The 15,920-nt window shown below is 69.9% G+C and carries 2 protein-coding genes (1 of these 2 cut by a window edge); both read right to left on the bottom strand.

The window, feature by feature from the left end; all coding sequences use genetic code 11:
* On the bottom strand, nt 1-2,820 hold the 5' end (the start) of the coding sequence (ofaC, locus tag AC07R1_RS00310; protein WP_495109942.1) for an orfamide A non-ribosomal peptide synthetase OfaC. It extends 11,886 nt beyond the left edge of the window; the window shows 2,820 of its 14,706 coding nt (coding positions 1-2,820); its start codon is at nt 2,818-2,820; its stop codon lies off the left edge, out of view.
* The gene (ofaB, locus tag AC07R1_RS00305) at nt 2,817-15,920 is read right to left on the bottom strand and encodes an orfamide A non-ribosomal peptide synthetase OfaB (protein ID WP_495109941.1); all 13,104 of its coding nucleotides are present in this window, start codon (nt 15,918-15,920) and stop codon (nt 2,817-2,819) included. The genes ofaC and ofaB overlap by 4 nt, the downstream gene beginning before the upstream one ends.

The following is a 15,920-nucleotide window of genomic DNA, read 5'->3' as shown; positions in this document are numbered from 1 at the left end:
CGCCAGCCAGCGCGCCAGGTCGCCGCTGCGGTACATGCGCGCCTCAGGCTGGTCGCTGAAGGGATCGTCGAGAAAGCGTTCGGCGGTCAATTGCGGGCGGTTGAGGTACCCCCGGGCCACCCCGGCGCCGCCCACATACAGCTCACCGGCGACGCCGATGGGCACCGGGCGCTGCTGGGAATCCAGCAGGTAAATGCGCGCGTTGGCCACCGGCCGGCCGATGTCCAGCTCGCCACCGGCGTGGATCGGCCCGGAACTGGCCACCACCGTGGCTTCGGTGGGGCCGTAGTTGTTGATCAGGGCAAAGCCCTGGTCGTGGCTGAACTGGCGCAGGCGGTCGCCGCCGATCAGCAGGGTGCGCAGGCTCGGGTGGCCCTGCTCCTGGCTGAAGGCGTACTCGGCCACCGGGGTCGGCAGGAAGCTCACGTCCAGGGGCTGGGCACGCCACCAGGCGAGCAACGCATCCAGGTCCTCGCTGCCGTCCTGGGCCGGTGCCAGGTGCAGGGTCGCGCCCACACACAGCGCCGGCCAGACCTCCCAGGCCATGGCATCGAAACCGAAGCCGGCCAGGCACGAGGCCTGGCTGCCGGGACGCAGGTCGAAGGCCTGGCAGTGCCAGTCCACCAGGTTGCCCAGGGTCCGGTGCTCCACCATCACCCCCTTGGGCAGGCCGGTGGAGCCGGAGGTGTAGATCACATAGGCCAGGTTGGCCGCGCTCAGCCCCGGTACCTGGGTATTGTCCGCCGTCTGATCGAGCCACAACCGCTGGTTGAGTTCGATCACCGGCACCGCCAGGGCCGGCAGGCGCCCCAGCAGCTCGGCCTGGGTCAGCACCGCCCGCGGGCCGCAGTCCTGGAGCAGGTAGTTCAGACGCTCGGCCGGGTGGGCCGGGTCGATGGGCACATAGCAGGCCCCGGCCTTGAGAATCGCCAATAGGCCCACCACCGTTTCCAGGCTGCGCCGGGCAACGATGGCCACCCGGTCATCGGGCTGCACCCCCAGCCCGCGCAGTTGCCGGGCCAGGACATTGGCCTGTTGGTTGAGCTCGGCATAGCTCAGCGAGCGGCCCTGGTAGCAGGCCGCCAGGGCGTCTGGGGTGCGCTGCGCCTGGGCCTCGATGCGGCCATGGATAGCCTGCCCCGGGGGGTAGTCCACCGCGCTGCGGTTGAAGCCTTCCAGCACCTGCTCGCGTTCCGCCACCGGCAGGATCGGCAACTGCTCCAGGGCCAGTTGCGGCGTCTGCTCCAGGGCCTGGGCCAGGTTCTCCAGGGTGCACAGCAGGTAGCCGAGGATGCGCCGCGGGTCGACCTGGGTGCTGGCCAGCAGGGTCAGGCTGAAATCCTGCCCGAGGTCGTCGACGCTCAGGGTCAGGGGGTAGTTGGTGCGCTCCTCGGAGCTCAGGGTGCTGATCCCGGCCCAGGCGGCCTGGGCCGCGGCACTGGCCCCGGCAGCACTGTGCCGGTAGTTGAGCAAGGCGCTGAACAGCGGGGTCGGTGCGCTCACGCCGCTGCAACGCTGGGCCAGGGCCAGGGCCGCGTGTTCGTGGCGCAGCAAGGTGGTGAGCCGGGCATGGGTGGCCTTGAGGGCCTCGCCCAGGCCCTGGCTGTCCACATCCAGGCGAAACGGCAAGGTGTTGATGAAGATCCCCAGGGCCCGCTCGGTGGCTTCGGCGCCTTGCAGGCGGCCCATCAGCACAGTGCCGAACACCACCTTGTGCTTGCCCGCCAGGGTGCCCAGCACCCGGCCCCAGGCCAGGTGGAACAGGCTGGCCGCGCTGACCCCGGCCAGCCGGGCCCGGGTCCGCAGGCGCTGGCTCAACTCGGTTGGCAGGGCCTGGGTGCATTCCTCGATGGCCCGGCCATCGCCCTGCACATCCTGCAGGCCGTAAGGCAGGGTCGGCTCGTCGATATCGCCGAGCATCTGGCGGAAGAACGCTTCGTGCTCCTGTTCGCTGATGCCCAGCCGCGCCTGGGCCACGTAGTTGCGAAACGGCATGGCCGGCCCCAGGCGCTCGGCCTGCCCGGTGAGGAAGGCCTGCATCTCGTGGCGCACCACATCCAGGGCGCTGTGGTCCAGGGCCATGTGGTGGAACAGCAGCATGGCGACGATGCGCTGCCCGGCTTCATCCCGGGCATGCACCAGGCGCAGCAGCGGCGCCTGGCTGACGTCCAGGCGATAGTGGCGGGCGTCGAAACGCGCATGCAACTGGGCCAGAACCTCACCGGCCGCAGGGTCGGTCTCGACCTCTTGCAGCTCCAGCCCGGCCTCGCGCCAGACCACCTGCATCGGCTGCTCCAGGCCATCCCAGAGCACCGCGGTGCGCAGGATGTCGTGCCGCGCAATGACCCCGCGCAGGGCCTCGGCAAAGGCTTCCAGGCGTTCCTCGCTGGCGAAGGCGAACTGCGCCTGCATCACATAGGGGTCGCCCTGCTGCGCACTGACGTGGTGGTAGAGAATGCCCTCCTGCAGGGGCGCCAGGGGGTAGATGTCCTGCACGTTGGCGACCCCGCCCGGGACGCTGGCGACAATGCGCTCGATGGCCTCCTGGTCGAGGTTGGCCAGGGGCAGCATCGCCGGGGTGATGCGGCTGATGCCCGGGGTGATGCCATTGGCCGGCACCTGCACCTGCCCGGCCTTGCTCGGCGAATACTGGCCGGCGCGGATCAGCTCGATCAGCTCCGGCTTGTGCTCGCGCAAGCGGGCCAGCAGCTGCGGTTCGCTCAGGGCCTGCTTGTTGCCCTGGACCACCAGCTGGTCGTCCTTGAGCACCAGTTGCACATCCTTTTCCTTCAGTGTCGCCAACAGTTCGATCACGCTCACAGGACGATCTCCATTCGTTCGGTCATGGCCGCGTAGGCCGCCAGGGTCGGCTGTTCGAACAACGCCCGGACATCGGCTTCCATGCCTAGCTCACGCATGCGGCTGATCAGGCTGACCGCCAGCAGTGAGTGCCCACCCAGTTCAAAGAAATGATCGTGACGCCCCACCCGCTCGACATTGAGCAGTTCGGCCCACAGCCGCGCCAGGGCGATTTCGGTGTCGCCCACCGGGGCCTCATACTCGCGCACCTGGGCCGCCTCCAGCCCCGGGGCCGGCAGTTCCTTGCGCGCCAGCTTGCCGTTGGCGCTCAGGGGCAGCGCCGCCAGGTGCACGAACAGCGCCGGCACCATGAACTCCGGCAGGTGCTGCAGCAGTTGCGTGCGCAGGTGCTCGACGGGCAGGCGCCGGGCGCTGTCGTGGGTGGTGTAGTAGGCCACCAGGCGCTGGTCGCCGGGCACATCCTCGCGGGCCAGTACCACCGCCTCCTTGACCTCCTCCAGCTGGGTCAGGCGCGCCTGGATCTCCCCCAGTTCGATGCGCAGGCCGCGGATCTTCACCTGGTCGTCGTTGCGCCCCAGGTACTCGATAGTGCCGTCGGCCTGATAGCGCCCGAGGTCGCCGGTGCGGTACAGGCGCGCCCCCGGTTCCTGGCTGAACGGGTCCTTGAGGAAACGTTCGGCGCTCAACTGCTCGCGGTTCAGGTAACCCCGGGCCACCTGCACCCCGCCGATGTACAGCTCGCCCACCACCCCCAGGGGCACCGGCTGCATCTGCGCGTCCAGCAGGTAGATGCAGGTATTGGCGATGGGCTTGCCGATGGGCGTGTGGTCCGGGGTATCGGCCAGCGGGCCGCTGCAATCCCAGGCAGTGACGTCCACCGCGGCCTCCGTGGGGCCGTAGAGGTTGTGCAATGCCACCTGTGGCAGTTGCTGCTTGAAGCGCCGCACCAGGCTGCCCGGCAATGCCTCGCCGCTGCACATCACCTGGCGCAGGCCCAGGTCCTCGGCGCCCTCGCCCTGGGCCAGGAACACATCGAGCATCGAGGGCACGAAGTGCAAGGTGCTGATGCCCTGCTCGCGGATCACCTGGCGCAGGTAGGCCGGGTCCTTGTGCCCGTCGGGGCGCGCCATCACCAGGCGCGCGCCGGTGAACAGCGGCCAGAAGAACTCCCAGACCGAGACGTCGAAACTGAACGGGGTCTTCTGCAACACCGCGTCCTCGGTGCCAAGGCGGTACTGCGCCTGCATCCACAACAGGCGGTTGACCACGGCCCGGTGCTCGTTCATCGCGCCCTTGGGCTGGCCGGTGGAACCGGAGGTGTAGATCACATAGGCCAGGTGCCCCGGGGTCAGCCCCTCTACTTGCGGGTTGCCCGGCGCCGGCCCGCTCCAGGCCAGCTGGTCGAGGTCCACCAGGGGCCGCGCCAGTTCGCCGAGCAATGCCCGGGTCGCGCCCTGGGCCAGCACCGCCAGGGGCGCGCTGTCGTCGAGCATGTAGGCGATGCGTTCGGCGGGGTAGCCCGGGTCGATGGGCACATAGGCGCCGCCGGCCTTGAGGATCGCCAGCAGGCCGACCACCATTTCCAGCCCGCGCTCGACACAGATCGCCACCCGGCTGTCGGGGCCGACGCCCAGGTGCAGCAGGTGCCCGGCCAGCTGGTTGGCGCGCCGGTTGAGTGCGCCGTAGCTCAGCTGCTGCTCGCCGGCCTGTACCGCAGTGGCCTCGGGGCTGCGCCGTACCTGGGCCTCGAACAGCCCGTGCAGGGTCTGCTCCAGGGGGTAATCCACGGCCGTGGCGTTGAACCCTTGCAGCAGGTGCTGACGCTCCTGCGGCGGCAGGATCGGCACCTCGCGCAGGGGCCGCTGCGGCGCCGTCTCCAGGTTCTCCACCAGGGCCAGCAGGGCCTGCTGCATGTAGCCGCAGATACGCTCGGCACCGATCCGCGCCAGGGTCATGGCGGTGAGACGGAACCCCTGGCCCAGGTCGTCGACGTTGAGGCTCAGGGGGTAGTTGGTGCGCTCCTCGCTGTGCAGGGTCTCGATGCCCTGCCAGGCCTGTTGCACGGCCTGGCTCGGCACCCCGTCGCTGCCGTGGCGGTAGTTGAGCATGGCACTGAACAGCGGCAGCGGCGCGGCCACCCCGCTGCAACGCTGGGCCAGGGCCAGGGAGGCGTGTTCATGACCCAGCAAGGCACTGAGCCGGGCGTGGGTGTCCTTGACCGCGGCACGGCTGCCACGCGCATCCAGGTCGACCCGCAGCGGCAAGGTGTTGATGAACATGCCCAAGGCCCGATCGGCGCCCTGCCCGGCGCTCAGGCGCCCCAGCAGCACGGTGCCGAACACCACCCGGTCCTGGCCCGAGGTGACGCTCAGGACCCGGGCCCAGGCCAGGTGGAACAGGCTCGCCGCACTCACTCCCAGCAACCGGGCCTGGGTCCGCAGGCGCGCACTCAGTGACGGCTCCAGGGCCTGCTGGCGCTCTTCGATGGCATCGCCATCGCCCTGCACGTCCTGCAGGCCGAACGGAAGGGTCGGCTCATCGATATCGCCGAGCATCTCGCGAAAGAATGCCTCGTGCTCTTCACGGCTCACACCCAGGCGCGCCTGGGCCACGTAGTTGCGATAGGGAATCGCCGTGCCCGCGGGCGACTGCCCCAGCAGGCAGGCCTGGATTTCCTCGCGCACCACCTCCAGGGCGGTGTGGTCCAGGGCCATGTGATGGAACAGCAGGATGGCGACGATGCGCTGGCGGGCCGGGTCCTGGGCATACACCAGGCGCATCAGCGGCGCCCGGGTCAGGTCCAGGCGCAGGTGCCGGGCATCGAAGCGCGCCTGCAGTTGCTCCAGGACCTCGCCCTGGGCGGGGTTCGCTTGCACCTCTTGCACCTGCACCCCTGCCTGGCGCCAGACCACTTGCAGCGGCTGCTTCAGGCCTTCCCAGAGCACCGCGGTGCGCAGGATGTCGTGGCGCTCGACCACCCGCTGCAGGGCTGCGGCGAAATCATCCAGGCGTTGCCGGCTGGCGAAGGCCAGCTGCGATTGCAGCAGGTAGGGGTCGCCCTGCCGGGCACTCAGGTGGTGATAGAGGATGCCCTCCTGCAACGGCGCCAGGGGGTAGATGTCCTGCACGTTGGCCACGCCGCCGGGCACGCTGGCCACCACTCGGTCGATGGCTTCCTGCTCCAGTTCCACCAGCGGCAGCAGGTCCGGGGTGATGCGCGGGCAATCCGCGGTGATCCGATTGGCCGGGACCGCGACCTCGCGGCCACTGCCCACCGCAGCCGCCAGCGCAGCCAGGGTCGGCTGGCCGAACAGCACCCGCACGTCGGCGTCCAGGCCGATCTGGCGCATGCGTTCGATCAGGCTCACCGCCAGCAGCGAATGCCCGCCCAGTTCGAAGAAGTGATCATGGCGCCCCACCGCCTCCACCTGCAGCACCTCGCTCCAGATCCGCGCCAGGGCCTGTTCCACCTCGCCTTCGGGGGCCACGAATTCCCGGTTCAGCCAGGCCTCTTCCCCCGGCGGTGGCAGGGCCTTGCGGTCGAGCTTGCCGTTGGCGGTCAGGGGCATGGCCGGCAGGCGCACATAGGCCACCGGCAGCATGTAGTCCGGCAGCCGGCCTTGCAGGTGGTCGCGCAGGTCTTCGGCGGCGGCTTGCACACCCTCGGTACGGGAAGTGAAATAGGCCAGCAGGCGCCCCTCGCGGACCAGCACCAGGGCTTCCTTGAGGGCCGGATGGGTGAGCAGCGCCGCCTCGATTTCCCCAGGTTCGATGCGCATGCCGCGCACCTTCACCTGGTCGTCGTTGCGCCCCAGGTAGTCGAGGTTGCCGTCGGCGCGCCAGCGGGCCAGGTCACCGGTGCGGTACATGCGTGCCTCGGGCTCGGCGCTGAAGGGGTCGTTGAGAAAGCGCTCAGCGGTCATTTGCGGGCGGTTGAGGTAACCCCGGGCCACCCCGGCCCCGGCCACATACAGCTCGCCACTGACCCCCTGGGGCACCGGACGCTGCAGTTCGTCCAGCAGGTAGAGCCGCGCATTGGCCACGGGCCGGCCGATATGCAGGGCGCTACCGGCCTCGATCCGCCCGGAGCTGGCCACCACCGTGGCTTCGGTGGGGCCGTAGTTGTTGATCACTGCAAAACCCGGGTCGGCGGCGAACTGGCGCAGGCGGTCGCCACCGATCAGCAAGGTGTCCAGTGTGGGGTGGCCGAGCCCCTGGCTGAAGGCGTATTCGGCCACCGGGGTCGGCAGGAAGCTGACATCCAGGGGCTGGGCGCGCCACCAGTGCAGCAGCGCTTCGATATCCTGGCTGCCCACATCGGCGGGCGGCAGGTGCAGGGTCGCGCCGCTGCACAGGGTCGGCCAGACCTCCCAGGCCATGGCGTCGAAGCCCAGGCCGGCGACGCTGGAGCTGTGCCGCCCCGGGCCCAGGTCGAAACTCGCGCAGTGCCAGTGCACCAGGTTTTCCAGGCTCTGGTGCTCCACCATCACGCCCTTGGGCAGGCCAGTGGAACCGGAGGTGTAGATCACATAGGCCAGGTGCGCCGGGGTCAGGTGCGGCAGCAGCGGGTTGCCCTGCTCGGCCTCCTGCCAGGCAACCCCATCGAGATCGATCGACACCACCGCAAGGCTGCCCGGCAGCTCGCGGGTGGCGCTTTGTACCAGCACCGCCAGCGGCGCGCTGTCCTGCAGCAGGTAGGCGATGCGTTCGGCCGGCAGGCTCGGGTCGATGGGCACATAGGCCGCCCCGGCCTTGAGGACCGCCAGCATGCCCCGCAACAAGTGCGGCCCGCGTTGCAGGCACAGGGCCACGCGATCGTCTGGGTGCACGCCCAACTCCAGCAGTTGCCGGGCCAGCTGATTGGCCTGCTGGTTGAGCTGGCGGTAGCTCAGGCGCAACGGCCCCTGTACCAGCGCCACAGCGTCGGGAGCCTGTGCCGCTCGCGCCTCGAACAGCCCGTGCAGGGTCTGCCCGCGGGGGTAGTCGGCGGTGCTGGCATTGCAGCCCTCCAGCAGTTGCTCGCGCTCTTGTGGCGGCAGCACCGAGCACTGTTCGAGGGCCGCCTGCGGGTTGTGTTCCAGGGCCTGGGCCAGTTGCTCCAGGGCACTTTGCATATAAGCGCCGACACGCTGCGCACCGATTCCGGCCTGGGCCAGCAGCGCCAGGCTGAAGCCTTCGCCCAGGTCATCGACGCTGAGGCTCAGCGGGTAGTTGCTGCGCTCCTCGCCCCCCAGCAGTTCGACGCCCTGCCAGATATCCAGGCCGTCCGGCGCCGCCGTGTTCGGCACGCTGTGGCGGTAGTTGAGCAAGGTGTTGAACAGCGGCGCGCCGGCCGCCACCGCGCTGCAGCGCTGGGCCAGGGCCAGGGAGGCGTGCTCATGGCCGAGCAAGGCGCTGAGCCGGGCGTGGGTGGCCTTGACCGCGGCACGCACGCTGCCCTGCACATCGACCCGCAGCGGCAGGGTATTGATGAACACCCCCAGGGCGCGGTCGGCGCCCGCGCCGCCCTGCATGCGGCCCATCAGCACGGTGCCGAACACCACCTGGCGACGGTTGGCCAACTGCCCCAGCACCAGGCCCCAGGCCAGGTGCATCAGGGCCGCGGCGCTCACCCCCAGGTGCCGCGCCTGTTGCCGCAGGCGCTGGCTCAGGGCCTCGGGCAGCACCAGCGCGGCCTCTTCGATACCCAGGCCGTCACCCTGTACATCCTCTACGCCGAAGGCCAGGGTCGGCTCGTCGATGTCCCCGAGCATGTCGCGAAAGAACGCCTCGTGTTCCGCCTGCCCGGCACCCAGGCGTGCCTGGGCCACATAGTTGCGGTACGGCACCGGTGTGCCCAGGTGCTGCGCGCGGTCGAACAGCAGGTCGCGCATTTCCTCGCCGATCACCTCCATGGCGGTGTGATCCAGGGCCAGGTGGTGGAACAGCAGGATCGCCGGCACCCGCTGCTGCCCGGGCTCTCGCGCATAGACCAGGCGGATCAGCGGCGCCTGGGCCAGGTCCAGGCGCCAGTGACGGGCGTCGAAGCGCTGCTGCAACTGCGCCAGCAGGTCACCCTCGGCCGGGTCCAGGTGCTGTTCCTCGACCCGGAGCTCGGCATGGCGCCAGACCACTTGCAGCGGTTGCGGCAGGCCTTCCCAGAGCACCGCAGTGCGCAGGATGTCATGGCGCGTGATGACCTGCTGCAGGGCCCCGGCGAAACGCTGCAGGCGCTCCAGGCTGTCGAAGGCCAGGCGCGATTGCAGCAGGTAGGGGTCGCCCTGCCCGGCGCTCAGGTGGTGATAGAGAATGCCCTCCTGCAACGGCGCCAGGGGGTAGATGTCCTGCACATTGGCCACGCCGCCCGGCACGCTGGCCAGCACCCGGTCGATGGCCTCCTGGTCCAGTTCCACCAGGGGCAGCAGGTCCGGGGTGATGCGCGGGCAATCAGCGCTGATGAGGTTGGCCGGCACCTGCACTTCCCGACCGCTGCCCACGGCATCGGCCAGGGCGGCCAGGGTCGGCTGGCTGAACAGCACCCGCACATCGGCGCTCAGGCCGATCTGGCGCATGCGCTCGATCAGGCTCACCGCCAGCAGCGAGTGCCCGCCCAGTTCGAAGAAGTGGTCGTGGCGCCCCACCTGCTCCACCTTGAGCAGCTCGCTCCAGATCCGCGCCAGGGCGATTTCCACCTCGCCCCGGGGGGCGACGAATTCACGGCTGAGCAGGGCCGACGGGGCCGGCGCCGGCAGCGCCTTGCGGTCCAGCTTGCCGTTGTTGGTCAGGGGCAAGGCCTGCAACTGCACGTAGGCCAGGGGCACCATGTAGTCCGGCAGTTGCTGCTGCAGGGCCGCGCGCAGGGCTTCGGCCGGCAGCGGCGCGGCGTCCGCCTGCAGGGTGTAGTAGGCCACCAGGCGCTTGTCCCCGGGCTCGTCTTCCCGGGCCAGGACCACGGCCTCCTTGACCCCGGCGCAGGCAGTGAGGCGCGCCTCGATTTCCCCCAGTTCGATGCGCAGGCCACGGATCTTCACCTGATCGTCGTTGCGCCCCAGGCATTCGAGCAGGCCGTTGCCCAGCCAGCGGCCAATGTCCCCGGTGCGGTACAGCAAGGCCCCGGGCTGTTCGCTGAAAGGGTCGCGGATAAATTTCTCGGCGTTGAGTTCGGGGCGGTTGAGATAACCCAGGGCCACGCCGTCGCCGCCGATCACGATCTCCCCCGGGGCACCGATGGGCAGCGGCCGCTGCTGGGCGTCCAGGACATACACCCGGGTGTTGCCGATCGGCCGGCCGATGGGCACGTGCTCGGCGTCATCGGCCAGGGCGGTGACTTCATGGGTGGTGGCGTAGGTGGTGGTTTCGGTGGGGCCGTAGCAGTGCACCAGGCGCAGCCGCGGCGCCAGCGCCAGCAGGCGGCGAAAGGCCGCCGGATCGGCACGCTCGCCGCCGCAGAGGAGAATCCGCAGGCCCTTGAGGGCCTCGGGAATCAGTTGCACGTACTGGTTGAACAGCGCCGTGGTGACAAACAGCACCGTGGCCCCGGCCGTGCTCAGGGCCCGGCCGAAACGCGCAGGTTCCAGCAGGGTGTAGTGATCGATCACCAGCACCCGGCCGCCATTGAGCAAGGCGCCCCAGACATCCATGGTGCTGGCGTCGAAGGCCGGGTTGGAGGCGAACGCCACCCGGTCCTCGGGGTTGAAATCGGCATAGCCGTTGTTGAGCACCAGGCGGCTGATGGCCCGGTGCGGCACCTGCACGCCCTTGGGCACGCCGGTGGAGCCGGAGGTGTACATGATGTAGGCCACGGTCTCGGACGACTGCGCCAGGTCCGGGTTGTGCCCGGGCAATGGCGCCAGTTGCAGGCGGTCCAGGTCGACCCTTCTGGCCGGGCACGCAAGCACCTGGTCGCTGCGGCTGAGCAGCAGCACGCTGGCGCTGTCTTCCACCATGAAGGCCTGGCGCTGGGCCGGGGCGTTGATATCCAGGGGCACATAGGCCGCGGCGCATTTGCAGACGGCCAGTTGGCTCACCAGCAGGTCCAGGGACCGGGGCAACAGGATCGCCACCCGGTCGCCGGGCTGCAGCCCGAGCTCCAGCAGGTGCCGGGCCAACTGGTTAGCCCGGGTATTGAGCTCGCCGTAGCTGAGCTGCGCCTGGCCTTCGACCGCCGCCACCCGCTGCGGGTAGGCCTGGGCCTGGGCCTCGAACAGCCGGTGCACGGTGTGCTGGCGCGGGTAGTCGCGGGTGCTGGCATTGAACTCCAGCAATACCTGGCGGCGCTCGGCCGCCGGCAGTACCGGGATGTCCTCCAGGGCCAGGGCCGGGGTCTGCTCCAAGGCCTGAGCGAGGTGTTCCAGCACGCACTGCAGGTAGCCACAGACCCGATCGCCGTCCACCTGCGCCACGGCCTGCACGGTCAGGCGCAGGCCGTGGGCGTCATCGTCGATATTCAGCGCCAGGGGATAATTGCTGCGCTCCCGGGAGTCGAGCACGCGGATCCCCTCCCAGCTCGCCGGCCCCTGCTGCGCGGTGTCGGCAGCGCTGTGGCGGTAGTTGAGCAGGCTGTTGAACAGGGGCAGCGATGCCGGCACGCCGCTGCAGCGCTGGGCCAGGGCCAGGGAGGCGTGCTCGTGGCCCAGCAATCGGGCCAGCCGGGCGTGGGTGGCGCGCAAGGCCTCGGCCACACCCTGCTCCCCGACACTGACCCGCAACGGCAAGGTGTTGATGAACATGCCCAGGGCCCGGTCGGCACCGGCGCCGCCCTGCATCCTTCCCAGCAGCACGGTGCCGAACACCACGTCATCGCGGCCCGCCAGTTGCCCCAGCACCCGGCCCCAGGCCAGGTGCAGCAGGCTGGCCAGGCTCACTCCCAGGTGCCGCGCCTGCTCCCGCAGGCGCCGGCACAGCGCCGGGTCGAGGCGCAGTTGACGCTCCCGGATGCCGCTGCCGTCGCGCTGCACGTCCTGCAGGCCGAAGGCCAGGGTCGGCTCGTCGATGTCCGCCAGCATCTCGCGGAAGAACGCCTGGTGCTGCTCCTCACCATGGCCCAGGCGCGCCTGGGCCACATAGTTGCGGTACGGTGCCGGCGCCGGCAACTGCGCGGCGGCGCCCTGCAGCACCGCGCTGATCTCCTCCACCAACACCTCCAGGGAGCTGTGGTCCAGGGCCAGGTGGTGGAACAACAGCAGGCCCAGCCAGCGCTGCTGCCCCGGGTCCGCGGCGCAGGCCAGTTGCAGCAGCGGCGCCCGGCTCAGGTCCAGGCGGTAGCGACGGGGGTCGAAACGCGCCTGCAGCTGCTCCAGCACCGGGCCCTGGGCCGGGTCCGTCTCGACCACCTGAATGTCCAGGGGCGCCTGGCGCCAGACCACCTGCACCGGCTGTTCCAGGCCTTCCCAGGCCATGCTGCTGCGCAGGATGTCGTGGCGCGCGATGACCTGCTGCAAGGCCAGGGTGAAGGTTTGCAGGGCGTCTTCGCCGGCAAATTCGAACTGCACCTGGAGCACATAGGGATCGCCCTCGGCGCTGCTCAGGTGGTGATAGAGGATCCCCGCCTGCAAGGGCGCCAGGGCATAGATGTCCTGGACGTTGGCGGCGCCGCCGGGCACCCGCGCCAGCAGCCGGTCGATGGCGGCCTGATCGAGGTCCGCCAGGGGCAGCAGGTCCGGGGTGATGTGGCGGCAATCGGCGGCGATGCGGTTGGCTGGCACCTGCACCTCGCGCTGCCCGCCCACGGTCGCCGCCAGCGCGGCCAGGGTCGGCTGACCGAACAGCACCCGCACATCGGCGCACAGGTCCACCTGGCGCATGCGCTCCATCAGCTTGACCGCCAGCAGCGAGTGCCCGCCCAGCTCGAAGAAGTTGTCCTGGCGCCCGACCTGCGGCAAGCCCAGCAGCTCTTGCCAGATTGCCGCGATGGCCTGTTCCACCTCGCCCTGGGGCGCTGCATATTCACGCCGGGCCAGGGCCTGGCTGTCCGGCGCCGGCAGGGCCTTGCGGTCGAGCTTGCCATTGGGGGTCAGGGGCCAGGCCTGCAACGTCACGAAGGCGCTGGGCAGCATGTGCTCGGCCAGGCTCTGTTGCAGTTGCTCGCGCAGTTGCGCAGCGCTGGCAGCGGCCCCCGGCCGAGGGATCACATAGGCCACCAGGCGCTTGTCCCCCGGGGTGTCTTCCCGGGCGATCACTACCGCTTCGCGCACGCCGTCGCAGGCCGCCAGGCGGGCCTCGATCTCCCCCAGCTCGATGCGAAAGCCGCGGATCTTCACCTGGTCATCGTTGCGCCCCAGGTACTCCAGGCTGCCGTCGCTGCGCCAGCGCGCCAGGTCGCCGGTCTTGTACAGCCGCGCCCCCGGCTCGTGGCTGAAGGGGTCGGCGATAAAGCGCTCGGCGGTCAGCTGATCGCGGTTGAGGTAGCCCCGGGCAACCCCGGCGCCGCCCACATACAACTCACCCACCACGCCGCTGGGCAGCGGCTCGCGGTGGGCATCGAGCACATACAGTTGCAGGTCGGGAATGCGCCGGCCGATGGGGCTGCTGCCCACCAGCTGGGCGTCCGCCGCCTGCAACGGGCGATAGGTCACGTGCACCGTGGTTTCGGTGATGCCGTACATGTTCACCAGCTGGGTGCCGACGTTTTCCAGGTGGGCATACCAGGGCTTGAGCATCCCCGGTTCCAGGGCCTCGCCGCCGAAGATCACCTGGCGCAGGGAGTGCTTGAGGGGGCTCTGGTCCTGGGCCGCGATCAGCGAACGGAAGGCGCTGGGGGTCTGGTTGAGGATGCTCACCCGGGCTTCGCAGAGCAGCCGGTAGCAGTCATCCGGCGAACGGCTGACGGCCTGGGGCACCACCAGCAACTGGCCGCCATGCACCAGCGCCCCCCAGATCTCCCACACCGAGAAATCGAAGGCGAAGGAATGGAACAGCGCCCACACGTCCCGCCAGTTGAAGTCGAACCAGTCGCGGGTGGCGCTGAACAGCCGGGCCACGTTGCGGTGCTCCACCATCACCCCCTTGGGCAGGCCGGTGGAGCCCGAGGTGTAGATCACATAGGCCAGGTGGGCCGGGGTCAGCCCCGGCACTTCGGGGTCGTCCTGGGCTTCATGGGCCAGGGTGCGGCTGTCGAGGTCGATCAGCGGCACCCGCAGGTCGGCCACCAGGGACTGGGTGCCGGCCTGCACCAGCAGCGCCACCGGGTCGCTGTCCTGCAGGGTGTAGGCGATGCGCTCGCGGGGGTAGGCCGGGTCGATGGGCACGTAGGCGCCGCCGGCCTTGAGGATGCCCAGCAGGCCGACGATCATTTCCACGCCGCGCTCGACACAGATCGCCACCCGCTGGTCCGGGCGTACGCCCAGCGCCAGCAAACGGTGGGCCACCTGGTTGGCGCGCCGGTTGAGCTCGCCGTAGCTCAGCCGCAGCTCGCCGAACAGCAGCGCCGGGGCCTCGGGCTGGACCCGGGCCTGGGCTTCCACCTGCTGGTGGATCAGCGGGCTGTCCGGGTAGTGCCCCAGCGGCGTGTTCAGGCCCTGCAACAGGTAGCGGCGCTCGCTGGCCGGGAGCATCTCCAGGCTGTACAGCGGTGCCTGCGGAGTGCTCTGCAAGGCCAGGGCCAGGCTCTCCAGGGCGGTCAGCAGGTAGCCGGCGATGCGCTCGGCGCCCAGTTGCCGATCCACCAGGGCGGTGATGCAAAAATCCTCTCCCAGGTCATCGATGTTGATGGTCAGCGGGTAGTTGGTGCGTTCTTCGGCGCCCAGCACCTGGATGCCCGGGGCCACCTCCTGCACCTGGGCGCCATCGGCGGCGTGGCTGTGGCGGTAGTTGAGCATGGCGCTGAACAGCGGCGTCGGCGCACTGACCCCGCTGCAGCGCTGGGCCAGGGCCAGGGACGCATGCTCATGGGCGAGCAAGGCACTGAGCCGCTGATGGGTGGCCAGGACCCCGGCGCGCACGCCCTGGGCGCCGACATCCACCCGCAGCGGCAAGGTGTTGATGAACATGCCCAGGGCCCGCTCGCCGCCTTCGCCGGCCTCCATGCGGCCCAGCAGCACGGTGCCGAACACCACCGCTTCGCGCCCCGACAGCTGGCCCAGCACCCGGGCCAGGGCCAGGTGCATCAGGCTGGCGCTGCTCACCCCCAGTTGCCGGGCCTGGGCCCGCAGGCGCTGGCTGAGCTCGCGGTCCAGGGTCAGCCGGGCCTCTTCGATCACCCGCCCGGCGCCCTGCACATCCCCCAGGCCGCACGGCAGGGTCGGCTCGTCGATATCGCCGAGCATCTCGCGAAAGAAGCGTTCGTGGGCCGCCTCGCTGCGGCTTGCCAGGGCCTGGGCCAGATGGTTGCGAAACGGTACCGGGGCCGGCAGGCGCTCGCTGTGCCCTTGCAGGCGGGCGTGGATTTCCTGGCGTACCAGGTCCAGCGCGGAGTGGTCCAGGGCCAGGTGATGAAACAGCAGCAGCGCCACCTGGCGCTGGTTGGCCGGGTCCTCGGCGTGCACCAGGCGCAGCAGCGGCGCCTGACGCAGGTCCAGGCGAAAGTGCCGGGAGTCGTAGCGGGCCTGCAGCTGGCCGAGCACATCGCCGTCGGCCGGGTCCAGCGCCACGGCCTCGATCACCAGCGGCGCCTGGCGCCAGACCACCTGCAACGGCTCATCCAGGCTTTCCCAGGCGATGGCGGTACGCAGGATGTCGTGGCGGTCGATGACCCATTGCAAGGCTTCGGCGAAGGCTTGCCGTCGCTCGGCACTGGCAAAGGCGAAGCGCGCCTGCAGCACATAGGGGTCGCCCTGGGCGGCGGACAAATGATGATAGAGCATGCCCTCCTGCAGCGGCGCCAGGGGGTAGATGTCCTGCACGTTGGCGGCGCCACCGGGCACTGCGGCGACGATACGCTCGATGGCGGGCGGGTCCAGCTGCACCAGGGGCAGCATGTCCGGGGTGATCCTGAAGGCCGGGCTCAGCCAGCTGCCACCCTGGCCGTCGAGCAGTTCCAGGAGCCGGGCCTTGTGCTGCACCAGGCTGTCCCAGAGCCCGTCGTCCAGCGCCTCGTCATCGCCCTGGACGAGCAGGTCCTCCTGTTCCCGTTGAAGACGGATCGCCAGGGTCGAAAGCACTGCCATCAATTCGCTGAACTGCAT

This window comes from Pseudomonas sp. GW821-FHT07F01 (assembly GCF_059418825.1).
Note: the sequence above shows the minus strand (reverse complement) of the source record. Positions and strands in the feature narration are given on the sequence as shown.